Origin of the sequence: Streptomyces flavalbus, from assembly GCF_042674625.1 — a bacterium.
Lineage (GTDB): Bacteria > Actinomycetota > Actinomycetes > Streptomycetales > Streptomycetaceae > Streptomyces > Streptomyces flavalbus.
Genome location: NZ_JBHTEB010000001.1, coordinates 5,752,261 through 5,775,151, shown reverse-complemented (window position 1 = coordinate 5,775,151; position 22,891 = coordinate 5,752,261). Strand labels below are relative to the sequence as shown.

Genomic DNA, 22,891 nt, shown 5'->3' with positions numbered 1-22,891 from the left:
CCCGGTCACCCCTTACGAGCCCTGCGGCTGGCGTGCCGCCGCCGTCGACAGCCGTGGCCCCGTCGGCAGGAACGCCGACCAGACGTCCGGGATCGGCGCCGGGTCCACGTCGGCGTAGCCGAGGCGCGACTGAGCCTGCTGGGCCTCCTGCTCCAACTGCTTGCGCTCCTCGGGCGACATGCCGATCCCGGCGTCGTCGGTGGCGCTGTCGGAGTTGGACTGCAGGACGTAGCGCAGCCCGGTGTCGGTGACCAGGAAGACGGGGCCGTCCTTGGTCTGCGCGCCCTTGAACTGCCGGTAGAGCTGGCCGGAGCCGGGCGTCACGTAGGCGCTGGAGGAACCGGCGGGCAGGTCGGCCGGGAAGTCGGTGCCCGCCCAGGTGCTCAGGGTGGTGGCGCCGTTCGCGCTGACGCCGCGCAGGACGTTGCAGACGGTGTTGCGGCTGCCCTTGGCGTCCGACGCCTCGTTGACGGCCTCGGGGGTGCCGGTCGGCCAGCGGTGCTCGGTGCCGAAGGGCTTGCCCGGCACGATCGCGCCGGGGCTCATCTCCAGCGCCTGACCGGCCTGTCCGACCTGCGCCAGCTCCTTGCTGAACAGCAGCAGTTGGGCGACGAACGCCGAGACCGGCGCGACCCGGCCGGGCAGGACGACGTAGTACTGCTCCTCGTTGTTGTCGAACGCCTTCAGGACCGTGCCCACCTTGTCGGCCGCCGCGCCGAGCTGGCCGGGGGCGTTCGCGGGCGCGCCCGGGGTGCCCTCGATCTCGGGGAAGGTGACCGGGTCGCCCTGGTGGAGGGTGTTCAGCCACTCGGTCGAGACCCGCTGCGGCTCGCGGCCAGAGCCGACGACCGTACGCAGCAGCAGTTCCAGGTCGTCACCGGTGTCGATCTTGTCGACCTGGTACGCCGTGCCGCCCGTGTCCACGATGTAGCGGTCGCCCTTGGGGTCGACGACGTAGAGCAGTTCGCCGCCGGTCAGCTTCTGCCTGCCCTCGGTCAGGTCGCGCTCGCGGTCGGCGAGGACCAGCGCCGCCTTCTGGATGGACCGGCCGCCCGCGCCCGGGCGTTCGCACACGACCCACCGCTTGGCCGCGCCCGCCTCCTCGTCGGAGGGCAGGCGGTCGGGCGCGTAGGGGATGCCGATGGTCACGCCGTGCGGGATCTCGCCGTTGTCGAGGAGCGACTCCTTGACGGTGACCACGTCGCCCTTGTTGGGGGCGAGGAGGAGCTTGGCGGACGCCATGTTGAGGACGGGGTGGAGCTGCACCTCGTCGCCGGTCTTCAGGATGACGTACCGGGTGGTCGACTCGCTGGCGATGATCACCTTCTCGGCGGGAGTGTCCCAGCCGGAGGGCGCGGTGGGCCGGAACATGCCCCAGGCACCGAAGACGGCCATCACGATCACGCCGATGACCAGCCCCGGCACGATCCCGCGCAGCGGGCGCGGCGCGCCCTCCTCCGAGCCGTGCGGGGACGACAGCACGAAGGCCGCGAGCAGGCGGCGCTTCGCGAAGGTGTAGGCGTTGAGCTGGTCCCGCCGAGATGCCATGGGTCCGTGTCTCTCCCCGTTGTGCGCGGTTGTCCGTGCCTCGTCCGCGTCGTTCACTTCGTGCGCGGGGCCGTCGTCCCCCGACCGCCGATGTCAGACCGGGCCCCTACTATGCCTGGTGTCGGGAGTGGTGCGCGGAGCGGGTAGGGTGCCTGGGCCTTCACGGGCCGGTGCGGTGCTGGGATTGCCGCGAGTTGTGAGCGAATTGGGGGGATCGAGTGATGGCTTCCGCGACGCGGACCTCGGGGAGGGGCCGGACCCGGGCGCGCCGCTCGGCCGAGCCCGCCGGGCGTGCGGCACGGCAGCCGTCCGCGCGTGGCGGTCTCCACCTCAAGGTGCGCGGCGGGCGGCCCGGTTCGTCCCGGCTGCAACGGCTCGTGCTGGTGGAACTCGCCGCCGCCGTCCTCGTCACGGGCTATGTGATCGGCACGCTCGCGATGGTGCCCGCCGCCGTCGTCGCCGTGGTCCTGGTCCTGCTGGCCTTCGTACGACGCCGGGGCCGCTCCCTGCCCGAGTGGCTGGCCACGGCACGGGCCCTACGCGCCCGGCAGAAGCGCGCCGCGGAGCGGGTGGTGCCGCCCGGCACGGAACCGGGGCTGGCCCCGGCCGTGGAGTGCGACCCCAGCCTGCGCACCTACGCCTACGGCGGCCGGGAGCGGCGCCCGGTCGGCATCATCGGGGACGGCACCTTCGTCACGGCGGTGGTGCAGGTGGAGGCCGACGCCACCGCGCTGCGCGCCGAGCGCGGCAGACGTCCGCTGCCGCTGGCCCTGGTGCGCGACGCCCTCGAAGTGGACGGCATCCGCCTGGAGTCGGCGCAGGTCGTGCTGCACACCCAGCCCGCGCCCGCGCTGCACCTGCCGCGGCAGTCCGTCGCCGTCACCAACTACGCGCCGTTGCAGGAGCAGACCGGCGCCCCCGCGGTGCGCATCACCTGGATCGCGCTGAAGCTGGACCCCGAGCTGTGCCCGGAGGCGGTGGCGGCGCGCGGGGGCGGTCTGACGGGCGCCCAGAAGTGCGTGGTCCGGGCCGCCGACCACCTCGCCAGCAGGCTCACCGGCGCCGGGTTCCGCACCACGGTGCTGGACGAGGAGCAGCTCACCGCCGCCATCGCCACCTCCGCGTGCGCCAACCCGCTGGTGACGGCGGAGGCCGGGCGGACCGACCGGCAGGAGCGGCGCACCGAGGAGTCCAGCCGGAGCTGGCGCTGCGACAACCGCAGGCACACCACGTACTGGATTCGCAAGTGGCCCCAACTGGGCGGTGACCGGGCGCCGTCGCTGCCGCAGTTCGTGGCGCTGGTCACGGCGATACCGGCGCTCGCGACCACCATCAGTCTCACCCTCGCGCGCGCCGACCGGCAGGAGATGGCGCTCACCGGTCATCTGCGGGTGACCGGGCGCAGCGCCGAGGAACTGACCGCCGCCAGGCGCGCGCTGGAGGGCGCCGCACGGCACGCGGGCGCCGCCCTGGCCCGGCTGGACCGGGAGCAACTGCCCGGTGTACTGGCCACCCTGCCCCTCGGAGGTGTTCGGTGACGGCCATGACCACCCACACGGCTGACGGACCGGGCGGCGGACGCGGCGCCGGGTACGGCACACCGGCGGGCACCGTCCCGGGCGGCGGCACCCCGGACTCGGCGGGCCGCCGCGCCGCCGACCTGCTGCGCACCGGCTTCGGGCTGCTCGGCCCGCGCCACGGGCGGCACACCCTGCCCGCGGCCGAACTGGACACGCTGGCGCTGCCCATCGGGGACGACGGCGTCGTCATCGGCGTGGACGCCGAGGGCCAGCCCGCGGTGCTCGGGTTGAACCGTCCGACGCCGTACGACGTCGTGCTGATCGGCGGTCTGTGGACGGCGCAGGTGCTCGCGCTGCGCGCCGCGGCGACGGGGGCGCGGGTGGCCGTGGAGACGGGCCGCGCGCAGTCCTGGACGCAGATGGTGCACGCCATGGGCGGCGGGCAGAACGGGCTCGCGGTGTACGACGTGGGGCGCGTGCCCCCACAGGGCGCCTCGGCCGGTACGCCGGTGCTGGTGGTGCGGGACTGCGGGATGCGGCCCCCGCGCGGGCGGGTGGTGTCCGGGCCCTGGCAGTCGGTGCTGACGCTGCTGCCGTACCTCAGCCCCGTCGCGCCCCGGCTGGTGCGGCAGGCGCGACTGGTCGGCGTACAGCGGATATCGCCGGACGAGGCGGCGGAGCTGGGGCGCACGATGGCGCTGCCGCGGGCCGACGTGGACTCGCTGCCGACGCTCGCCGACGGTGTCACGCTGTGGTGCGCCGACCGCGACCGGCAGTACGTGATGACCCAGCCGACCGACGCCGAGGTCGGGTTGCTGGGGACGCCGCGGCGGATGGACTGACGTCCCGGTCTGGTCTTCTTGTCGCACCGAGCGGTGGATGGGCCTGCCGGGGTGCCGGTGGTGATGACTAGTCTGGGAGCGGGGGCGCGTCGCCAGAACCCGTGGACCGGGCGTCGGCGTCCCACGAGAGGGCCCAGGGCACCTCGAACGACTTCGGACGACAGCACATGGTCGCCACCGGCACGGCACGACGGTGCTCGACCACACCAGGAGGAATTGTGAGCAGCGATCGGGACGGGATCCGCGGGGGCTGGGCGACGCCCGGCGACGACCAGCCCGACGCGGAGTCCTCCGTCGAGGCGACGGGCGAGTTCACCATCGACTACGCGCCGCCCGCCTGGTACACGCAGAACTCCTCGGGAGCGGCGGAGCCGGGGGCGGCACCGCCCGCGCCACCGGTGGGCCCACCGGTCGCCGTGCCCGGCCTGCCGGTGGGCAGCGGGTTCGAGCCGCAGCCTTCCGGGGAGACCAGGGAGACCGGGGGTGCCGGAGAGGCCACGGGTGCCGAGGGTCCCGAGGGCGCCGGGGGTGCCCCCTCCGGGGAGCCTTCCGCGCCGGTCGCCGCGCCGGTCGCGCCGCCGGTGGCCCCGCCCGTTGCACCGCCCGTTGCACCGCCCGTCGCCGCGCCGGTGGGCTCCGTCGAGGACGGTGATGCCGGTGACGCCGAGGGGCCCGGGAACGGGGATCTGGAGAGCGGTGCGACCATGCGCTTCTCCGCGGTCGCCCTGAAGCGGGAGATCGCGGAACGTACGGCTGAGGCGGAGGCGGAAGCTGCGGCAGCGGCGGCACCCACGGAGCCCTCGGCCGACCCCGCCGACGAGACGGACGAGGCGGACGAGGCGGACGAGGCGGACGAAGCCCACGCGACCGACGCACCGGACGCCGTCGCCGCCGAGGAGACCGGTGGTGACGTCGACGACGCCGTGACCGAGGCGCCGGAGGCGGTGGACGCCGAGGCTGAGGCCGGGGACGACACCGACGAGAGTGACGACGACGCCGTGGCGTCGGAGGCCGACGTTCCGGGTGACGACGCCGTCGAGCCCGCGGACGCCGTGGGTGCTGAGGAGAGTGGGCCGCAGGACGCGCCGTCCGGCTGGACCGCGCCGCCGCTGCCGCAGGGTATGCCGCCGCTGCCGCCGTCGTACCAGCCCGCGGCCCCGGCATCGGCGGCCCAGTGGCCCGCGCAGCCCCAGCCCCAGCCTCAGGCACCCGCGCAGCCGGCGCCGTCCGCCCAACCCGAGGCCCCCGCACAGCCCGTGGCGCCCTTGCCCACGCCACCGCAGCCCCAGCCGACGGCCGCGCCGGTCCAGCCGCCCGTGCAGCCACAGCAGCCGACCTTCCAGCCGCAGGCACCGCAGCCCGCCCCGGCAGCGTGGCAGCAGAACCCGGCCGTCCCCCAGCAACCGCAGCCGCAGCCGCAGGCACAGGCCCAACCGCAGGCACAGCCGCAGCCGCAACCCGGCGCCTACGGCTTCCCCCAGCAGGGCCCCACTCCGACGCCCCCGGCACCCCAAGCACCCCAGGCCCCTCAGGTCCCCCAGACCCCCACCCCCCAGCCCGGCTACGGCTTCCCGCAACCCCCCGCGCCCACTCCGGACGCCCCGCCCGCCCAGCCAGGCCCCACTCCCCCGGCGCAGCCCGTCAGCTACGGCTACCCGCACCCCGCGGCCCCGCAGGCGCAGCCCCCCGTACAGCCGCAGGCACAGCCGCAGCCCCAGGCCCAGCCCCAGGCACAGCCGCCCGTGGACCCCCGTACCGGTGCCGCCTGGCCGCAGCCCATCCAGCACGACCAGCGGCAGCCGACCAACCCCGGTGCCGCGCCGCTCGGTTACACGGCGGCCGTGGAGCTGTCCTCCGACCGGCTGCTCAACAACAAGAAGCAGAAGGCGAAGAGCGGACGGCCCGCCGCCGCGCCCTCCCGCTTCAAGCTCGGCGGCAAGAAGGAGGAGGCCGAGCGACTGCGGAAGCTGGAGCTGATCCGCACCCCAGTGCTGTCCTGCTACCGCATCGCCGTCATCAGCCTCAAGGGCGGCGTCGGCAAGACCACGACGACCACGGCCCTCGGCTCCACCCTCGCCAGCGAGCGGCAGGACAAGATTCTCGCGATCGACGCCAACCCGGACGCCGGTACGCTCGGCCGCCGGGTGCGCCGCGAGACCGGCGCGACCATCCGTGACCTCGTCCAGGCGATCCCGTACCTGAACTCGTACATGGACATCCGCCGCTTCACCTCGCAGGCGTCGTCCGGTCTGGAGATCATCGCCAACGACGTCGACCCGGCGGTCTCGACGACGTTCAACGACGAGGACTACCGGCGCGCGATCGACGTGCTCGGCAAGCAGTACCCGATCATCCTCACCGACTCCGGCACCGGTCTGCTCTACAGCGCCATGCGCGGCGTGCTCGACCTCGCCGACCAGCTCATCATCATCTCCACGCCGTCCGTGGACGGCGCGAGCAGCGCCAGTACGACGCTGGACTGGCTGTCCGCGCACGGGTACGCGGATCTGGTCTCACGCTCGCTCACCGTGATCTCCGGGGTCCGCGAGACCGGCAAGATGATCAAGGTCGAGGACATCGTGGCGCACTTCCAGACGCGCTGCCGGGGCGTGGTCGTCGTGCCGTTCGACGAGCACCTCGCCGCCGGTGCGGAGGTCGACCTCGACATGATGCGGCCGAAGGTGCGGGAGGCGTACTTCAACCTCGCGGCGCTGGTCGCGGAGGACTTCGTCCGCCACCAGCAGGCGCACGGCCTGTGGACGTCCGACGGCAACCCGCCCCCGGTCGCCGCCCCGCCGCTGCCCGGCCACCCCTACCCCGGCCAGCCGATGCCGGGCGCCCAGCCCATGCCGGGCCAGCCACCGGTCCCGGGCCAGGGCCCCCAGCCGGGCCAGCCCGGACAGCCCGGACAGCCGGGCCAGCCCGGCCAACCCCCCGTGCCCGGCCAGTACGCACCAGCGCCCGGCCAGCCGCCCCAGCCCTACCCCGGCCAGCCGTACCCGCAACAGCACCCGCAGCAGCCGTACCCGGGCCAGCCGTACCCGCAGCCGGACGGCACCCAGCCGCCCCCGCCGCCGCCCCAGCAGTAGTAGGACACGAACGCGGCCGGTGCCTCACAGGCACCGGCCGCGCCGTCGTCACCCACTGCCGGGAACTACTCCGCGGCCTCCGCCGCCCCCACCAACTCCCGGCACTTCCGCACATCGTCGGCCATCTGGTCCAACAGCGCCTGGAGCGTGTCGAACCTGGCCTGCCCCCGCACGAAGGCGAGGAAGTCCACGGCGACGTGCAGGCCGTACAGGTCCAGGCCCACCCGGTCGATGGCGTACGCCTCCACCGTCCGCTCGGTGCCGTCGAACTGCGGGTTGGTGCCGACGGAGATCGCCGCGGGCATCGCCTCCCCCGCGACGTGCAGCCAGCCCGCGTACACCCCGTCGGCCGGGATCGCGGTGTGCGGCAGGGTCTCCACGTTGGCGGTCGGGAAACCGAGTTCGCGCCCGCGCTGCGCGCCCCGTACGACCACGCCCTCCACCCGGTGCGGACGGCCGAGGATCTCGGCGGCGCCCCCGACGTCGCCCTCGCTCACCAGGCGCCGGGTCAGGGTCGAGGAGAACGGCTCGCCGCCGCCCGCCTCGCCGGTCACGTACAGGTCGACGACCTCGACCTCGAAGTCGTACACCTTGCCCTGCTCGGTGAGGAACTCCACGTTGCCCGCGGCCCGGTGGCCGAAGCGGAAGTTGGGGCCCTCGACGACCGCCTTGGCGTGCAGCTTGTCCACCAGCACCTTGACGACGAAGTCGGCCGGGGACAGCTTCGAGAACTCGGTGGTGAAGGGCAGGATCAGCACCGCGTCCACGCCCAGTTCCGCCATCAGTTCGGCGCGGCGGTGGTGCGGCGCGAGCAGCGGCGGGTGGCTGCCGGGGCGGACGACCTCGCTGGGGTGCGGGTCGAAGGTGACGACGACCGCGGGGACGCCCAGCTCGCGGGCGCGGTCCACGGCGTGCCGAATGATCAACTGGTGTCCGCGGTGGACTCCGTCGTAGGAGCCGATGGTGACGACGCTGCGCCCCCAGTCCTGGGGGATGTCCTCCAAGCCACGCCAGCGCTGCACTGTGACCGCTCCTCGAACCCGTGTCGGTACTTGCCGTCTGCCTCTGATGCAGGACTAAGGGTGCCATGCCGGGTGCCGTCGCCCCGCATCGGCGTCCTGAGCTGTGATCCGGCGCACGCGACGCCCACGTCCCGAGGCCCCACGCCCCTCACGCGGGTACCCGCACCCCCGCCAGGTTCTCGATCATCCGGCGTGCGCTGGGCCCGACCACCGCCGCCCACTCCCCCGGCTCCCGCGCCAGCCACCCCGCCAGCCGGACCGCGAACCCGGCGTCCCCGCGGGCCAGCTCCACCAGCGCACGGTCGTACCGCGCGGCCCCCCGCGGAGTCCGCACGAGCAGCAGCCCGACCCGACGGACGAGATCACGCAGAGACTCCACACACTCGCCCCCCTCACCGGCCCACCGCACAGCCTCCCGCAGCACGCTCTCCAGCACCGCCGGTGACTCCTCCCGCGCCAGCAGCCCTCCGCACAGTTCCCGCCGCAGCCCGCGCGAGCCCGCCGTCCCCGGCGCCACCAGCACCCCCGCCAGCGCGCACCGCAGCGCCTCCGGGGCCGAGCCGTCCAGCAACCCGCCGACCAGCGCGCGGACCCCGGCGAGCGGCCCGTCGTCGAGGCGCCGGTCGACGTACGCGGCGAGAGCCCCGGCGATCTCCGGCCGCCGTGCCGCCACCTCCCGCACCAGCGCCACCGCCCGCCACTCCGCCCCGGGCACGAGCGCGTCCAGCGCGACGCCCAGCACCGTGTCCGCGTCCGCCCGGTCCCCCGAGGACAGCCGGGCCCGGAACGCGTCCAGGACCGCTTCGGGGTGCGTGGCGAGGGCGTCGACCAGCGCGCCGGGCGGCACCTGCGGATCGCCCGCCGTGAAGTGGCCGAGGGCGCGCGGCAGGTGGCGGTCACGGGTCTGCGGGTCGCGGACGAGGAGGGCGAGGGCGCCGCCGTGCAGGCTGGCGTCGGCGGGGCGGGCGAGCAGCGCGAGGGCGGCCTGCCGCAGCAGCTCACGGTCGGCATCGCCGCGCGCGTGCGGCGCGGCGCGCAGGCCGTGCACGACGGCCGCCACCCGCCGGGCGGGCCGCTCGTCCCGCGCCCACCGGTCGACGGCCCGGCACACGGCGGAGGGCTCCTCCTCGGCCAGCGTGGCGAGCAGCTCGTCGGCGTGCCGGTGCGCGCTGTCGACCAGAGCCTCCGTCAGGCCGTCGACGGCCCGGTGCCGGTGGGTGTGCAGCAGCGCCTGCGCGGCCGTCGCCACGGTCGCGTCCGGGGCGGCGGGCAGCGGCCTCCCGTCCGCGAACCAGCGCACGAGGTGCGGCTGTACGGCGGCGGGATCGGCGTCCAGGAGCCGGGCGGCGGCGTCCAGGTAGCGGGGTCCTGGGGCGTGCGGCGGCCCGTCCGCGACGACGAGACGCCCGAGGAGCGCGCAGCGGTCTCCGGTGGACAACGCCAGGTTGTTCCAGAACTCCGGCCCGAACTCCGCCACGAGGGGTGCCTGCCCGCCGCCGACGACATCGGCGAGCACCCACAGCACGTCCGTGTACGGCGTCGCGTCCGGCAGCCGCCGCAGCGTGCCGGACAGCAGCCGCGCCGCCCACCAGGAGCGCGGCTCGGCGGCCAGCGCCCGCACCAGCTCGGCCAGCCGGACGGTGAGCCGCTCGGGTCCGCCGTACGGTGGCCGGGCGAGCAGCAGCAGCGCCTCGACGACGGGGCCGATACGGTGGCGCGGCACCGGCACCGCGGGACCGCCGCCCGCGCCGCCGGGGCGGTGCACCAGGGCGTGCAGGGCCCCGTCCAGATCGAGGTGCAGCCCTTGGAGCCAGTCGGCCAGCTCCTCGTGGGCGAAGCGGTAGCCGCCGCCCGCCGGGACGAGGAGGCCCTCGGCGAGGACGGCGGACGCCCAGCCGGTGCCGCCGCCGAGCCGGTCCGGGGCGGTCCCCCAGGGGAACACCGCCTCGAACGCCTCCCGGTCGAGACCGCCCTGCCCGGGGCCGAGGCTGCGCCGGGCGGCCTCGTGGACCTGCCCGGCGACCTTCGCCGCGAGACGGCGTACGGCGGTGCCGCGCAGGCCCTGTACGGCGGCGAGGCGGACGGCGATCCGCAGGCACATCAGGTCCAGGTGGGCGGAGAAGACCTCGTAGCGGTCGGGCCGCGCGCCGCCGAGGTGCACGCCGGGCAGGGCGGCCCGCACCTCGGCGGCCAGCCGGAGGGTGAGGGGGTGCCGGGCGTCGCGCGGGTCGAGGTCCCGTTCGTCGAGACCGTAACGCGCGCGTGCCACGAGGGCCTCGCCCGCACCGAGGTCACCGAGCGGAACACCACCGGCCCGAGCGCGGTCCACGCCTCCTCCCCCGCCGTACACCGCCTCCGCCGGGAACCCCGCCCCCTCCCAGTACTCCTCCCGGCACGCCACCACCAGCCGTACGCCGCTCTCCCGCAGCCACCGCACTGTGCGGTCGGTCCAGTCGGCCAGCCGGTGGGCGAGCACGGGCGGCATCTCCTCGGGGCCGTCCAGGAGCAGCAGCAGCGGACGGCCGACGGAGCGGGCGAGGCGGGCGACGCGTTCGGGGGTGAGGTCGCGGGGTTCGACGGCGGCCGGGGTGTGGGGCGAGGCGGCCAAGACGCGCGCGGCGCGGTGCAGTGCCCGGCGCGCGGCGTCGGCCACGGAGGCGTCGTCGTCCCGCAGGTCGGCGCCGCGCAGCCACAGCGTGGGCGCCGGTTCCGCGCCCCGGGCGCGGCGGGCGGCGAGGGCGGCGAGTTCCGTCGTACGACCGCTGCCGGGCGGTCCGACGAGACCGAGCACGACGGCCGGTCCCGTGACCGGTCCCGCGGTGAACGCGGCGAACTCCCGTGCTGGTTCCGCCCGCTCGACCGGCGCCACCGGCCCCGGTTCCGGCACGCCGTCGCAGCCCAGGGAGGTGGCCGTCAGCTCCAGCGCTCCGGCGAGATTGAGGTCGGCGCCGTACGCGGGGACGGTCGCGGCGTTACGGGAGAACAGCTCCGCGAGCGGCCCCCGCCCCGCACACGACACCGACAGCGGCACGGCGAACCCCCCGTCGCGCTCCCCTGACGGCGGTACGGTCCCCAGGACGGCGACCACCGCACCGGTGGCGGCGTCCACCACCGGCCCCCCGGCCATCCCGGCGCCCCCCATCCGCAGCGCGTCCCGCGCGGCGGTGCCCATGGCCAGCTCCAGCACGGCGTCGGGCAGGTGACCGCCGCCCGTGGCCATCCCCAGCACCCGCGCCTCCCACCACCGGCCCGCGAAGAACCGCACGTAGCGGCCGGGTTGGGCGGCCCCTTCCCGCACGCTGAGGGGCAGCGGGTCGAGCCCGAGGCCCTCGGCGCGGACGACGGTGAGACCGAGGCCGGTCAGCGGGGTGACCGCGGCAGCGGTGAGGGTGACGGTACGACCGCCGCCCCTGGCGGCGCACAGCGTCACCCGCGACAGGCCGTCCACGGCCCCGTGGCTGGTGAGGACGGTGCCGTGATGGTCCACCGCGAAGCCGGTGCCGCGCGGCCGACCGGCCGGATCACGGACGTACACGAGGGCGTCGTCGGCCACCATGGTCGAACCCCCTGCCCTGCACCCGTACACCCGCGCTGTGTCCTCGACACCGTCGACGTTAGGCGCGGGATGATCAGGGCGACAGATCGCCGGGCGAACGCGCCCCCTTCCGCTCCCCCGGTTCACTCCGAGCGCCTGCCCGGACGGGTGAAAGGGCGGTGACCGGTGGATACACCCTAGGGGTGGGGGAACCGAGGGGGGACCGTGGAGCGGCGACAGGCGAACCCCGTGATCGCCGCTCCACGGGCGGACCCGCGACAAGGCACGAGCCGAGCCCCGCTAGCCGAACACCGCGAGGCTCTTGGCCTTCCCCCGCTGCTCCTCGACCAGGGCCAGCAGGACACCGCCGGGACCGAACACGGCCACCGGCCCGCCCCCCGCGTACTCGTCCGGCATCTCCAGCCGCACCCCGTTGGTCAGCAGCCGGGCGCGCCGCTCGTCGACGTCCCAGCGGCGGAACGCGGCTCCGGCCGCCTCCGCGACCAGCATCACGGTCAGCTCCTGCTGGAGCTGGTCGAGGGTCCGCGCGGCGTCCAGCTTGTACGGGCCCACGCGGGTGCGCCGCAGCGCGGTGAGGTGGCCGCCGACGCCGAGGTCGGCGCCCAGGTCGCGGGCGAGGGCGCGGATGTAGGTGCCGGAGGAGCAGACCACCGACACCACCAGGTCGAGCACGGGGGTGCCGTCGTCGGCGACGGCGTCGCGGATGTCGTACACCGCGAAGGACGAGACGGTCACCGGCCGGGCGGGGATGTCGAACTCCTCGCCCTCCCGCGCCCGCTTGTACGACCGCACGCCGTTGATCTTGATGGCGCTGACCTTGGACGGCACCTGCATGATGTCGCCGGTCAGCTTGGCGATCCCGGCGTCGATGGCTTCCCGGGTGATCCGGGAGGCGTCGGTGGAGGCGGTGACGTCGCCCTCGGCGTCGTCGGTGACCGTGGTCTGGCCGAGCCGGATCGTGCCGAGGTACTCCTTCTCGGTGAGGGCGAGGTGCCCGAGGAGCTTGGTCGCCCGCTCCACCCCGAGGACGAGGACGCCGGTCGCCATCGGGTCGAGGGTGCCCGCGTGGCCGACGCGGCGGGTGCGGGCGATGCCGCGCATCTTGGCGACCACGTCGTGCGAGGTGAAGCCCGACGGCTTGTCGACGATGACGAGGCCGTCGGGCGTGGAGTGCTGCTGGGTCATGCGGTGCTGTCGTCCGTCTCGTCGGCGTCGTCGGCCTCGTCGGTGCCGTCTTCGGAGTCCGGCTTGCGGTACGGGTCCGCCTCACCGGCGTAGCGGGCGCCCGCGGACGCCTCGCGCACCTTGGCGTCGGACTGCCGCGCCTTGTCGAGGAGGTCCTCGATGGTGCGGGCGGTGTCCGGGAGGGCGTCGGCGACGAAGGTGAGGGTGGGGGTGAACTTCACCCCGGCCGCCCGGCCGACCTCGGAGCGGAGCACACCCTTGGCGCTCTCCAGGCCCGCGGCGGCTGCCGCGCGCTCCTCGTCGTCGCCGTACACCGTGTAGAAGACGGTCGCCTCCCGCAGGTCGCCCGTCACCCGGGTGTCGGTGATGGTGACGTGCGAGCCGAGCCGCGGGTCCTTGATCCCGCGCTGCAGCTTCTGGGCCACCACCTCTCGGATGAGGTCCGCCAGCCTCTTAGCCCGCGCGTTGTCGGCCACTGGTCCGTCTCCCGTTCTTTCCTGTCATTACGTTCTGTGGTCAGTCGTCGTCGTCACCGTGGAAGCGGCGTCTCACGGACAGCAGCTCCACCTCGGGACGCCCGGCGACCAGCCGTTCACACCGGTCGAGCACCTCGGTGAGGTGCCCGGCGTCACCGGACACCACCGCCAGTCCGATGCCCGCGCGGCGGTAGAGGTCCATGTGGTCCACCTCGGCCGCGCTGACCGCGAACTTCCGCTGGAGTTCCGCGACGATCGGGCGGACGACGGAGCGCTTCTCCTTCAGCGACCGTACGTCGCCGAGGAGGATGTCGAAGGACAGTGTCCCCACGTACATGTGTGTGTCCGGATGTCCCGCCGGTCCGGGGTACGGGCGTCACGCGTCGACGCCGATACGGGAACCGTACACGCAACGGCCGGGGCCGATCGACGGAAATAACTCCCGCCGACCGGCCCCAGTCGCGTGTCAGGTCACGCGCGCGGCTTCTCGCGCATCTCGTACGTCGCGATGACGTCGTCGACCTTGATGTCGTTGAAGTTGCCGAGGTTGATACCGCCCTCGAACCCTTCGCGGATCTCGGTCACGTCGTCCTTGAAGCGACGCAGGCCCTCGATGGTGAGGTTCTCCGCGATGACCTTGCCGTCGCGGATGAGGCGCGCCTTGGTGTTGCGCCGCACCTCGCCGGAGCGGATGAGCACACCCGCGATGTTGCCCAGCTTGGACGAGCGGAAGACCTCGCGGATCTCCGCCGTGCCCAGCTCGACCTCTTCGTACTCCGGCTTGAGCATCCCCTTGAGGGCCGCCTCGATCTCCTCGATCGCCTGGTAGATGACCGAGTAGTAGCGGACGTCCACGCCCTCGCGCTCGGCCATCTGCGCCGCGCGGCCAGCCGCCCGGACGTTGAAGCCGATCACGATGGCGTCCGAGCCCATCGCCAGGTCGATGTCGGACTCCGTGACCGCACCGACGCCGCGGTGCAGGACGCGGATGTCGACCTCTTCGCCGACGTCGAGCTGGAGCAGCGAGGACTCCAGGGCCTCGACCGAACCAGAGGCGTCACCCTTGATGATCAGGTTGAGCTGCTGGACCTCACCGGCCTTCAGCACCTTGTCCAGGTCCTCAAGGGACACGCGGCGCGTGCGCTTCGCGAAGGCCGCGTTGCGCTCACGGGCGGCGCGCTTCTCCGCGATCTGGCGGGCCGTGCGGTCCTCGTCGACCACGATGAAGTTGTCACCGGCGCCGGGCACGTTGGTGAGACCGAGCACCTGGACCGGGGTGGACGGACCGGCCTCGGCGACGTTGTTGCCGAGGTCGTCGTGCATGGCACGGACGCGGCCGTAGGCGTCGCCGACGACCATCGTGTCGCCCACGCGGAGGGTGCCTCGCTGCACGAGGACCGTCGCCACGGCACCACGGCCGCGGTCGAGACGGGACTCGATGGAGATGCCCTGCGCGTCCTGGTGGGGGTTGGCCCGCAGGTCGAGCGACGCGTCGGCGGTCAGGATGACCGCTTCCAGCAGGTCGTCGATGTGCAGCCCCTGCTTGGCGGAGATGTCGACGAACATGGTGTCGCCGCCGTACTCCTCGGCCACCAGGCCGTACTCGGTGAGCTGGCCGCGCACCTTGGTCGGGTCCGCGCCCTCGACGTCGATCTTGTTGACCGCGACGACGATCGGGACGTCGGCCGCCTTGGCGTGGTTGAGCGCCTCGACCGTCTGCGGCATGACGCCGTCGTTGGCCGCGACGACCAGGATCGCGATGTCGGTCGACTTCGCACCACGGGCACGCATGGCGGTGAACGCCTCGTGACCCGGGGTGTCGATGAAGGTGATCTTGCGCTCTTCGTCGTTGACCTGGGTCGCGACCTGGTAGGCACCGATGTGCTGGGTGATGCCGCCCGCCTCGCCCGCGATGACGTTCGTCTTGCGGATGGCGTCCAGGAGCCGGGTCTTACCGTGGTCGACGTGACCCATGACGGTGACGACCGGCGGGCGGACCACCAGGTCCTCCTCGTCGCCCTCGTCCTCGCCGAACTCGATGTCGAAGGACTCCAGCAGCTCGCGGTCCTCCTCCTCCGGGCTGACGATCTGAACCGTGTAGTTCATCTCGTCGGCGAGGAGCTGGAGGGTCTCGTCGGAGACCGACTGCGTGGCGGTGACCATCTCGCCGAGGTTCATCATGACCGCGACGAGCGACGCCGGGTTGGCGTTGATCTTCTCCGCGAAGTCCGTGAGCGACGCGCCGCGGGAGAGACGGATGGTCTCGCCGTTGCCGCGCGGCAGCATCACGCCGCCGACGCTCGGGGCCTGCATGGCCTCGTACTCCTGGCGACGCTGCCGCTTCGACTTGCGGCCACGACGCGCGGGACCACCGGGACGGCCGAAGGCGCCCTGCGTGCCACCACGGCCACCGGGACCGCCGGGACGACCGCCGAAGCCGGGACGGCCACCGCCGCCACCGCCGAAGCCGCCACCGCCGCCGGGACCACCGGGACGACCGGCGAAGCCGCCGCCACCCGGACGGGCACCGCCGCCACCGCCACCGGGACGACCGGCGAAGCCGCCGCCGCCACCGGGACGACCGCCGCCGGGACGACCGGCACCGGCCGGACCGCGACCGCCGCCGGGACCGGGACGCGGACCCGCGGCCGGACGCTGCGGCATCATGCCGGGGTTCGGACGCGGACCGGCGCTACCGTCACCGGGACGCGGGCCGCCGCCCTGCGGACGGGGCATCGAGCCGGGGCTCGGACGACCGCCACCGGGAGCCTGGGGACGGGGACCGCCGCCCTGGGCGCCGGGCGCCTGCGGACGGGGACCGCCACCGGGGGCACCGGGGCCGCCGGGACGCGGGGCGCCCTGCGGACGCGGCGCCTGGGGACGGGCCATGCCGGTGGAGCCACCGGAGGTGAAGGGGTTGTTACCGGGGCGCGGACCAGCCGGACGGCCACCGGGACGCGGCGCGGCACCACCGGGACGCGCACCCTGGCCACGGCCCTGACCGCCGCCGCCCTGCTGACCCGGGCCGGGACGGCCACCGGGCTTGGGGGCGCCGGGGCGCGCGCCGGGACGCGGCGCGGCCGGGGACGGGGCGGGAGCCGACGGCGGCGCCGTGAACTCCGGGGTGGTCGGCGCGGCCGGGGCCGGACGCGGCGCGGGCGCGGGCTTGGGGCCCGGCGTCGGACGCGGACCGGGGGACGCCGCCGGTGCGGCGGGGGCCGCGGGCTGCTGGGCCGCCGGAGGCTGTGCCACCGGGGGCTGCGCCGTCGGGGGCTTGGGGGCGCCCGGCTTCGGGGCACCCGGACGGGCCGCCTGCGCCGGGGAGGGCGCGGCGGGCCTGGGGGAGGCCTTCCGGGGGGCGGGCTTCGCGGCGGACTTGCCGTTGCCGCTGCCCGCCTGGAAGGCGTCGGTCAGTTTGCGTACTACGGGCGCCTCGATCGTCGAAGACGCCGATCGGACGAATTCACCGAGTTCCTGGAGCTTGGCCATGACGACCTTGCTCTCCACACCGAACTCCTTGGCGAGTTCGTAGACCCGGACCTTAGCCACTTCGCTCCTTTGAGGTCCGGGTTGCGGCCGGACCGTCGCTAGTTCATGGGCGTACTCATCGCGTACTCATCGAGTGCTCATCGCAATCTCGACCTGCTTTCGACTCGCGAGGTACCAGACCGCACGGGGTTCCGTACGGCATGTCTTTCTACCGTGTTGCCTGCTCGGCAACTGTTGCCCGCTCGACGTACCGGCGCAACGCCTTTGTGTCGAGCGCTCCCGGGGCGCGCAGTGCCCGCGTGAACGCCCGGCGGCGTACCGCCTGGTCGAGACAGACCGGTGCCGGGTGCACATAGGCACCCCGGCCGGGCAGCGTACCGCGAGGATCAGGGACGCATTCGTCCTTGATCGCCACGATGCGCAGCAGATCAGTCTTGGCCGCTCGCTCCCGGCACCCCACACAGGTGCGTTCCGGGCAGGGGCGGGCCTGCGTCCGGCCAGACACTCCTCAGTCTACCTCCCCGCACCGACCTCACCCCTTTGGGGCAAGAATCGAACGGCTGTTGTCAGGGGGTTGTCGTGATCTCAGCGCCGTACGGCCTGGATCTATTCCCCGGACCGGTTCCCGGACCGGTTCCCGGCCCCGTTCCCGGTTCGCTCCCCGGCCTCGTCGCCGTTCCCGGCCGGTTCGGTGTCCGGCCGGATGTCGATCCGCCAGCCGGTCAGCCGGGCCGCGAGCCGGGCGTTCTGGCCTTCCTTGCCGATCGCCAGGGAGAGCTGGTAGTCCGGGACCGTCACCCGCGCGGAGCGGGCCGCCAGGTCCACGACCTCCACCTTGGAGACCCGGGCCGGGGAGAGCGCGTTCGCCACCATCTCGGCCGGGTCGTCCGACCAGTCGACGATGTCGATCTTCTCTCCGTTGAGTTCGCCCATGACATTGCGGACTCGGCCGCCCATCGGGCCGATGCAGGCGCCCTTGGCGTTCAGTCCGGAACGGGTGGAGCGGACCGCGATCTTCGTACGGTGACCGGCCTCACGCGCGATGGCGGCGATCTCCACCGACCCGTCGGCGATCTCCGGCACCTCAAGGGCGAAGAGCTTCTTCACCAGATTGGGGTGGGTACGGGAAAGCGTGACCGAGGGACCGCGTACGCCCTTCGCCACCCGGACGACGTACGACCGCAGCCGCATCCCGTGCGGGTAGGTCTCGCCGGGCACCTGCTCCTGCACCGGCAGGATGGCCTCCAGCTTGCCGATGTCGACGAGCACGTTCTTCGGGTCGCGGCCCTGCTGGACCACGCCGGTGACGATGTCGCCCTCGCGGCCGGCGTACTCACCGAGGGTCGCGTCGTCCTGGGCGTCGCGCAGTCGCTGGAGGATGACCTGCTTGGCGGTGGTCGCGGCGATCCGTCCGAACCCGGACGGGGTGTCGTCGAACTCGCGCGACTCCTGGCCTTCCTCCAGGTCCTCGGGGTCCTCCTTCGCCCACACGGTCACGTGCCCGGTCTCCCGGTTCAGCTCCACGCGCGCGTGGCGGCGGCTTCCCTCGGTGCGGTGGTAGGCGATGAGGAGGGCCGATTCGATCGCCTCGACCAGCAGGTCGAAGGAGATCTCCTTCTCCCGCACCAGGCCCCGCAGGGCGCTCATGTCGATGTCCACGGCTACGCCTCCTCCTCTTCCTTGTCGTTCTCGCTGCTCGTGCTGCTGTTCTTGTCGTCCTTGCGGCCGAACTCGACCTGGACCCGCGCCTTGGCGATGTCCTCGAAGGTGAGTCTGCGTGCCGTGGGCCTGCGCCCCTTCACCCCGGGCACCTCCAGGTCGACGCCCTCGGCGTCGACGGTGAGGATCCTGGCGACCAGTTCCCCGCCCTGGGCGAGCTGGAACTTCGCCAGCCGTCCGGTGGCGCGTTCGTAGTGCCGTGGTTCGGTGAGGGGGCGCTCCGCGCCCGGGGTTCCGACCTCGAGGGTGTACTCACCCGCGCCCATCGCGTCCGTCTCGTCGAGCTTCGCCGAGAGCGCGCGGCTCACATCGGCGATCCGGTCCAGGTCCGCTCCGGTGTCGGAGTCGACGACGACGCGCAGCACCCGCTTGCGTCCGACCGAGTCCACCGCGATCTCTTCCAGATCCAGGCCATGAGCGCTGACGAGCGGTTCCAGCAGTTCTCGCAGCCTCTCGCTCTGGGTGGTGCTCATCCGGGTGACTCCTCGGCCGCGTGTGCTGTTGTGGGATGGGTCGTGTGTCTGGCTCAAAGGGTATCCGGTCCCAGGGGGTGTTGCCGTCCACCCGGCGCCCCGCCGGTGGGTGCGCCGGGCGGGGGCGCGGGTACCGTGATCACGGGCGTGCCGCCCGACCCCTCATCCGTACGAGCCCTCCGAGGACGTCCGCCGTGCCGTTTTCCCCACCGCAGCGCACCCCCTCGGGGCCGCGCAGAAGGAGCCTGCTCGCCTCGGCGGCGGGCACCGCCCTCCTCGTCGGCTGCTCCGGCGGGTCCGAGGACGCCGGGGACGCGCGGAGCGCCCGCCCGTCGGCCGCCGACCGGGCACGCGCGCGTGCGGCGCGGGAGAGCCAGGCGCTGGCCGAGCGGTACGACGCCGTACTGGCCGCCCATCCGGCGCTGGCCGGGCGGCTGCGTCCGCTGCGGGAGGAGGTCGTACGGCACGTGAAGGCGTTCGGGGGCGTGCCGGGCCCGTCGGCGTCCGCGTCGCCGTCGGAGTCGCCGTCCGCGTCGTCCACCGGGCGGGCCGCCGTGCCCGGCACCGAGGAGGCCGCGCTCGCGGAGCTGGCCGCCGTCGAGCGGACGCTGGCGGACCGGCGCGCGGAGGCGCTGCTCGAACTGCCAGGCGAGACGGCGCGGCTGCTGGCCTCCGTGGCGGCGGCCGGGTCGGCGCACGCGTATCTGCTGACCGGGACGCCGAAGGAGGACGACGCCGGATGAGCGGGGCGAAGGACAAGGACGAGGACGGGGAGCTGACGGCGCTCCAGGCGGCGCTGGCCGCCGAGCACGCGGCGGTGTACGGCTACGGGGTGGTCGGCGGCCGGATCGGCGAGGGTCGGCGCGCCGAGGCGCGGGCGGCGTACGACGCCCACCGGGCACGCCGGGACGCGCTGGCGCGGGACCTGCGGGACCTGGACGCCGAGCCGGTCGCGGCCGCCGCCGGGTACGCGCTGCCGTTCCCGGTGTCGGACACCGCGACGGCGGTACGGCTCGCGGTGGTGCTGGAGGAGCGGGTCGCCGGGGTCTACTCGGATCTGGTGCGGGCGGCGTCGGGCGCGCAGCGGGCCGCCGCGGTGGAGGCGCTGCGGGAGGCGGCGGTGCGGGCGGTGCGCTGGCGCGGCGGGAGCGTAGCCTTCCCTGGTCTCGCCGAGCGGTCCGCGGCCTCGGCGTCGGCGGGACCGCCCGGGTGACGGCCCCCCGCCCGGCCGTACCCGGCCCGTGGTCCTCAGGAGAAGGGAACGACTCGCGCATGGCTTTCGAACCGCCGCGGCGTCTGGTCAGGGCGCTCGGTGAGACGGCACCGGACGGTGACGACTGGTTGGAGAAGCTGCCGGAGGCGGTCCACCAGGCCGCCGCGCTACGCGGGTTGACCGTCGAGCGGGTGCAGGTGCCGGGCGGCCGGAGCAGCCTGGTGGCGCTGGTGCGGCGGGCGGACGGCACGCCCGCGGTGCTGAAGCTGGCGCCGCCGCGGGCCCGTCCGGCGAGTGAGCGGGCGGCGCTGGCGCACTGGGGCGGGCGGGGTGCCGTACTGCTCCTGGAGGCGGTCTCCGAGGACGGGGCGCTGCTGCTGGAGCGACTGCATCCGGATGTGTCGGTGCGGTCGCTGCCGGAGGCGAAGGCGCTGCTGGAAGCGGCGGGGACGTTGCGGCGGCTGTGGGTCGAGCCGCCGCGGGGGCCCGAGTTCGAGACGGTCGCCGGGCGGACCGGGCGGCAGGCGGCGGCGATGCGCGCGGACGCCGACGCCTATCCCGAGCTGCGCCCGCTGGTCGACGCGGCGCTGGCGGCCCGCGACGAGCTGCTGGTGGCGCCGCCTGAGCACCGGCTGCTGCACGGCACGTTCCGGCAGAGCAAGGTGCTCGGCGCGGAGCGGATGCCGTGGCTGGCGGTGGGTCCCGACCCGGTGGTCGGTGAGTGCGCCTTCGACCTGGCGCGGCTGGTGCGGGACCGGGTGGAGGACCTCATCGCCTCCCCGTCCGGCGCGTCGACGACCCGCCGCCGCGTCAAGCGGCTCGCGGAGTCCCTGGAGGTCGACCAGGAACGCCTGCGCGGCTGGACCCTGTTCCGCGCGGTGGAGTCAGGCGTCCGCGCGCGCCGGGTGGGCCGCCCCCAGGACGCGGAACTCCTCCTGGAGTTCGCGGGCTGGCTGTAGCCCGGCGACAATCCGTCCCGGCGGAAAGCGGTCCGGGGCGCCCCGGTGATCCAGGGCGCCCCCAAGCAGGAACCGTCGTTACGCCGTCAGGCGGGCGACGGCGTCGGCCACGGGGAGTTCCTCGCGGTCGCCCGTGCGGCGGTCCTTCAGCTCGACGATGCCCTCCGCGGCGCGGCGGCCCGCGACGAGGATCTTCGGTACGCCGATCAGTTCCGCGTCGGTGAACTTCACACCCGGCGAGACACCCGCCCGGTCGTCGACCAGGACGCGCACGCCCGCGGCGGCCAACTGCCCGGAGACGTCGAGGGCCAGCTCGGTCTGGAGGGCCTTGCCCGCGGCGACCACGTGCACGTCGGCCGGGGCGACCTCCTTGGGCCAGCACAGGCCCTTGTCGTCGGCGCTCTGCTCGGCGAGGGCGGCGACCGCGCGGGACACGCCGACGCCGTAGGAGCCCATGGTGACGCGGACCGGCTTGCCGTTCTGGCCGAGGACGTCCAGCTTGAGGGCGTCGGCGTACTTGCGGCCGAGCTGGAAGATGTGGCCGATCTCGATGGCGCGGTCCAGCTTCAGACCGGTGCCGCAGAGGGGGCAGGGGTCGCCCTCCTCGACGACCACGACGTCGACGTACTCGTCGACCTCGAAGTCCCGGCCCGCGACCACGTTCCTGGCGTGCGTGTTCACCTTGTTCGCGCCGGTGATCCAGGACGTGCCGGGCGCCACGCGCGGGTCGGCGAGGTAGGTGACCTTCTCCAGGCCCTGCGGGCCGACGTAGCCGCGCACCAGGTCGGGGCGGGTCGCGAAGTCCGCCTCGGTGACCATCTCGACCACCGCGGGCGCGAAGTGCGCCTCGACCTTGTCCAGGTCGACCTCACGGTCCCCGGGCACGCCCACGGCGACGATCTCGCCGTCCACCTTCACCAGCAGGTTCTTCAGCGTGGCGGAGGCCGGGACGCCGAGCGAGGCGGCGAGGGTCTCGATGGTCGGGGTGTCGGGGGTGTCGATGTCCTCGGCGGCGGGCACACCGGTGGCGTCCACCGGCTTCAGCGCGTACGAGATCGCCTCGGTGTTCGCGGCGAAGTCGCAGTTCGGGCAGTCCGCGAAGGTGTCCTCGCCCGCCTCCGCCGGGGCCAGGAACTCCTCCGACTTTGAGCCGCCCATCGCGCCCGCGGTCGCCGCGCAGATGCGGTAGTCGAGGCCGAGGCGCTCGAAGATCCGCTGGTAGGCCGCGCGGTGCAGGGCGTAGGACTCGGCGAGGCCCTCGTCGGCGGTGTCGAAGGAGTAGGAGTCCTTCATCAGGAACTCCCGGCCGCGCAGGATGCCCGCGCGGGGCCGGGCCTCGTCACGGAACTTGGTCTGGATCTGGTAGAGGATCACCGGCAGGTCCTTGTACGAGGACGCCTGGTCTTTCACCAGCAGGGTGAAGATCTCCTCGTGGGTAGGGCCGAGGAGGTAGTCGCCGCCCTTGCGGTCCTGGAGGCGGAACAGTTCGGCGCCGTACTCGTTCCAGCGGCCGGTCGCCTCGTAGGGCTCGCGCGGCAGCAGGGCGGGGAGGCTGACCTCCTGGGCGCCGATCGCGTCCATCTCCTCGCGGACGATCCGCTCCACGTTGGCGAGGACCTTCTTGCCGAGCGGCAGCCAGCTCCAGATCCCGGCGGCGGTACGGCGTACGTAGCCCGCGCGGACCAGCAGCTTGTGGCTGAGCACCTCGGCGTCCGCCGGGTCGTCGCGCAGCGTCTTCGCCATCAACTGGGACATGCGCTGGACCGGTGCGTTCGCCATGGTTGTCGTATCTCCTGCTGC

The 22,891-nt window shown here is 74.1% G+C and carries 17 protein-coding genes; 6 read left to right on the top strand and 11 right to left on the bottom strand.

Annotated elements, in window-relative coordinates; genetic code table 11:
- Positions 1–12: 12 nt before the first annotated feature.
- The gene (gene eccB, locus ACFQZ6_RS25985; protein ID WP_381613217.1) at positions 13–1,548 is read right to left on the bottom strand and encodes a type VII secretion protein EccB; all 1,536 of its coding nucleotides are present in this window, start codon (positions 1,546–1,548) and stop codon (positions 13–15) included.
- Positions 1,549–1,769: 221 nt separating this feature from the next.
- Between eccB and eccE the strand changes: the two genes are divergently transcribed.
- The 3 genes from eccE to ACFQZ6_RS25970 all read left to right on the top strand — a co-directional run bounded on the left by eccE (position 1,770) and on the right by ACFQZ6_RS25970 (position 6,999).
- A complete protein-coding gene (eccE, locus tag ACFQZ6_RS25980; RefSeq protein ID WP_381613214.1) occupies positions 1,770–3,086 on the top strand; it encodes a type VII secretion protein EccE in 1,317 nt (438 codons plus the stop codon).
- A 5-nt stretch (positions 3,087–3,091) separates the two neighbouring features.
- A complete protein-coding gene (locus ACFQZ6_RS25975; protein WP_381613211.1) occupies positions 3,092–3,910 on the top strand; it encodes a hypothetical protein in 819 nt (272 codons plus the stop codon).
- A gap of 218 nt (positions 3,911–4,128) precedes the next feature.
- Positions 4,129–6,999 (top strand): SCO5717 family growth-regulating ATPase, encoded by a 2,871-nt coding sequence (locus ACFQZ6_RS25970; protein WP_381613208.1) that lies wholly within the window; start codon positions 4,129–4,131, stop codon positions 6,997–6,999.
- Positions 7,000–7,064: 65 nt separating this feature from the next.
- On the opposite strand, the gene ACFQZ6_RS25965 is transcribed toward ACFQZ6_RS25970, so the two are convergent.
- The 9 genes from ACFQZ6_RS25965 to rimP form a co-directional block, all read right to left on the bottom strand.
- Positions 7,065–8,021 carry a bifunctional riboflavin kinase/FAD synthetase gene (locus ACFQZ6_RS25965; RefSeq protein ID WP_381613206.1) on the bottom strand — a complete coding sequence of 319 codons (957 nt, stop codon included), beginning with the start codon at positions 8,019–8,021 and terminating at the stop codon, positions 7,065–7,067.
- Positions 8,022–8,169: 148 nt separating this feature from the next.
- Positions 8,170–11,577 carry a serine protease gene (locus ACFQZ6_RS25960; RefSeq protein ID WP_381613203.1) on the bottom strand — a complete coding sequence of 1,136 codons (3,408 nt, stop codon included), beginning with the start codon at positions 11,575–11,577 and terminating at the stop codon, positions 8,170–8,172.
- Between the two features lie 279 nt (positions 11,578–11,856).
- Entirely contained in the window at positions 11,857–12,762 is a 906-nt protein-coding gene (truB, locus tag ACFQZ6_RS25955; protein ID WP_381613201.1) for a tRNA pseudouridine(55) synthase TruB, read from the bottom strand.
- Complete coding sequence (gene rbfA, locus ACFQZ6_RS25950) at positions 12,759–13,238, bottom strand: 30S ribosome-binding factor RbfA (protein WP_381613198.1); 480 nt, start codon at positions 13,236–13,238, stop codon at positions 12,759–12,761. The genes truB and rbfA overlap by 4 nt, the downstream gene beginning before the upstream one ends.
- A gap of 40 nt (positions 13,239–13,278) precedes the next feature.
- Positions 13,279–13,575 carry a DUF503 domain-containing protein gene (locus ACFQZ6_RS25945; protein WP_381613196.1) on the bottom strand — a complete coding sequence of 99 codons (297 nt, stop codon included), beginning with the start codon at positions 13,573–13,575 and terminating at the stop codon, positions 13,279–13,281.
- Between the two features lie 134 nt (positions 13,576–13,709).
- A complete protein-coding gene (gene infB, locus ACFQZ6_RS25940) occupies positions 13,710–16,787 on the bottom strand; it encodes a translation initiation factor IF-2 (protein ID WP_381613194.1) in 3,078 nt (1,025 codons plus the stop codon).
- A 148-nt stretch (positions 16,788–16,935) separates the two neighbouring features.
- Positions 16,936–17,232 carry a YlxR family protein gene (locus ACFQZ6_RS25935; RefSeq protein WP_381613191.1) on the bottom strand — a complete coding sequence of 99 codons (297 nt, stop codon included), beginning with the start codon at positions 17,230–17,232 and terminating at the stop codon, positions 16,936–16,938.
- 101 nt (positions 17,233–17,333) lie between these two features.
- Positions 17,334–18,386: a transcription termination factor NusA gene (gene nusA, locus ACFQZ6_RS25930; protein WP_381613188.1), complete on the bottom strand. Its 1,053-nt coding sequence runs from the start codon at positions 18,384–18,386 to the stop codon at positions 17,334–17,336.
- 2 nt (positions 18,387–18,388) lie between these two features.
- Complete coding sequence (gene rimP, locus ACFQZ6_RS25925; protein WP_381613186.1) at positions 18,389–18,919, bottom strand: ribosome maturation factor RimP; 531 nt, start codon at positions 18,917–18,919, stop codon at positions 18,389–18,391.
- Positions 18,920–19,113: 194 nt separating this feature from the next.
- Between rimP and ACFQZ6_RS25920 the strand changes: the two genes are divergently transcribed.
- Genes ACFQZ6_RS25920 through ACFQZ6_RS25910 form a run of 3 tightly spaced genes read left to right on the top strand, consistent with a single transcriptional unit; the run spans position 19,114 to position 21,091 of the window.
- Entirely contained in the window at positions 19,114–19,662 is a 549-nt protein-coding gene (locus ACFQZ6_RS25920) for a hypothetical protein (RefSeq protein ID WP_381613183.1), read from the top strand.
- Positions 19,659–20,132: a ferritin-like domain-containing protein gene (locus ACFQZ6_RS25915; protein WP_381613180.1), complete on the top strand. Its 474-nt coding sequence runs from the start codon at positions 19,659–19,661 to the stop codon at positions 20,130–20,132. Before ACFQZ6_RS25920 ends, ACFQZ6_RS25915 begins: the two co-directional genes overlap by 4 nt.
- Positions 20,133–20,191: 59 nt before the next feature.
- Complete coding sequence (locus ACFQZ6_RS25910) at positions 20,192–21,091, top strand: aminoglycoside phosphotransferase family protein (RefSeq protein WP_381613177.1); 900 nt, start codon at positions 20,192–20,194, stop codon at positions 21,089–21,091.
- Positions 21,092–21,169: 78 nt separating this feature from the next.
- On the opposite strand, the gene ACFQZ6_RS25905 is transcribed toward ACFQZ6_RS25910, so the two are convergent.
- Positions 21,170–22,870 (bottom strand): proline--tRNA ligase, encoded by a 1,701-nt coding sequence (locus ACFQZ6_RS25905; protein ID WP_381613174.1) that lies wholly within the window; start codon positions 22,868–22,870, stop codon positions 21,170–21,172.
- Positions 22,871–22,891: the final 21 nt, after the last annotated feature.

Excerpts from the sequence above, each read along its gene's own strand:
- ACFQZ6_RS25915 (WP_381613180.1), top strand. The coding sequence starts at position 19,659 with ATGAGCGGGGCGAAGGACAAGGACGAGGACGGGGAGCTGACGGCGCTC.
- ACFQZ6_RS25910 (WP_381613177.1), top strand. The coding sequence starts at position 20,192 with ATGGCTTTCGAACCGCCGCGGCGTCTGGTCAGGGCGCTCGGTGAGACG.
- ACFQZ6_RS25960 (WP_381613203.1), bottom strand. The coding sequence starts at position 11,577 with ATGGTGGCCGACGACGCCCTCGTGTACGTCCGTGATCCGGCCGGTCGG.
- ACFQZ6_RS25945 (WP_381613196.1), bottom strand. The coding sequence starts at position 13,575 with ATGTACGTGGGGACACTGTCCTTCGACATCCTCCTCGGCGACGTACGG.
- rimP (WP_381613186.1), bottom strand. The coding sequence starts at position 18,919 with ATGAGCACCACCCAGAGCGAGAGGCTGCGAGAACTGCTGGAACCGCTC.
- ACFQZ6_RS25975 (WP_381613211.1), top strand. The coding sequence starts at position 3,092 with ATGACCACCCACACGGCTGACGGACCGGGCGGCGGACGCGGCGCCGGG.
- eccB (WP_381613217.1), bottom strand. The coding sequence starts at position 1,548 with ATGGCATCTCGGCGGGACCAGCTCAACGCCTACACCTTCGCGAAGCGC.
- truB (WP_381613201.1), bottom strand. The coding sequence starts at position 12,762 with ATGACCCAGCAGCACTCCACGCCCGACGGCCTCGTCATCGTCGACAAG.
- eccE (WP_381613214.1), top strand. The coding sequence starts at position 1,770 with ATGGCTTCCGCGACGCGGACCTCGGGGAGGGGCCGGACCCGGGCGCGC.
- ACFQZ6_RS25905 (WP_381613174.1), bottom strand. The coding sequence starts at position 22,870 with ATGGCGAACGCACCGGTCCAGCGCATGTCCCAGTTGATGGCGAAGACG.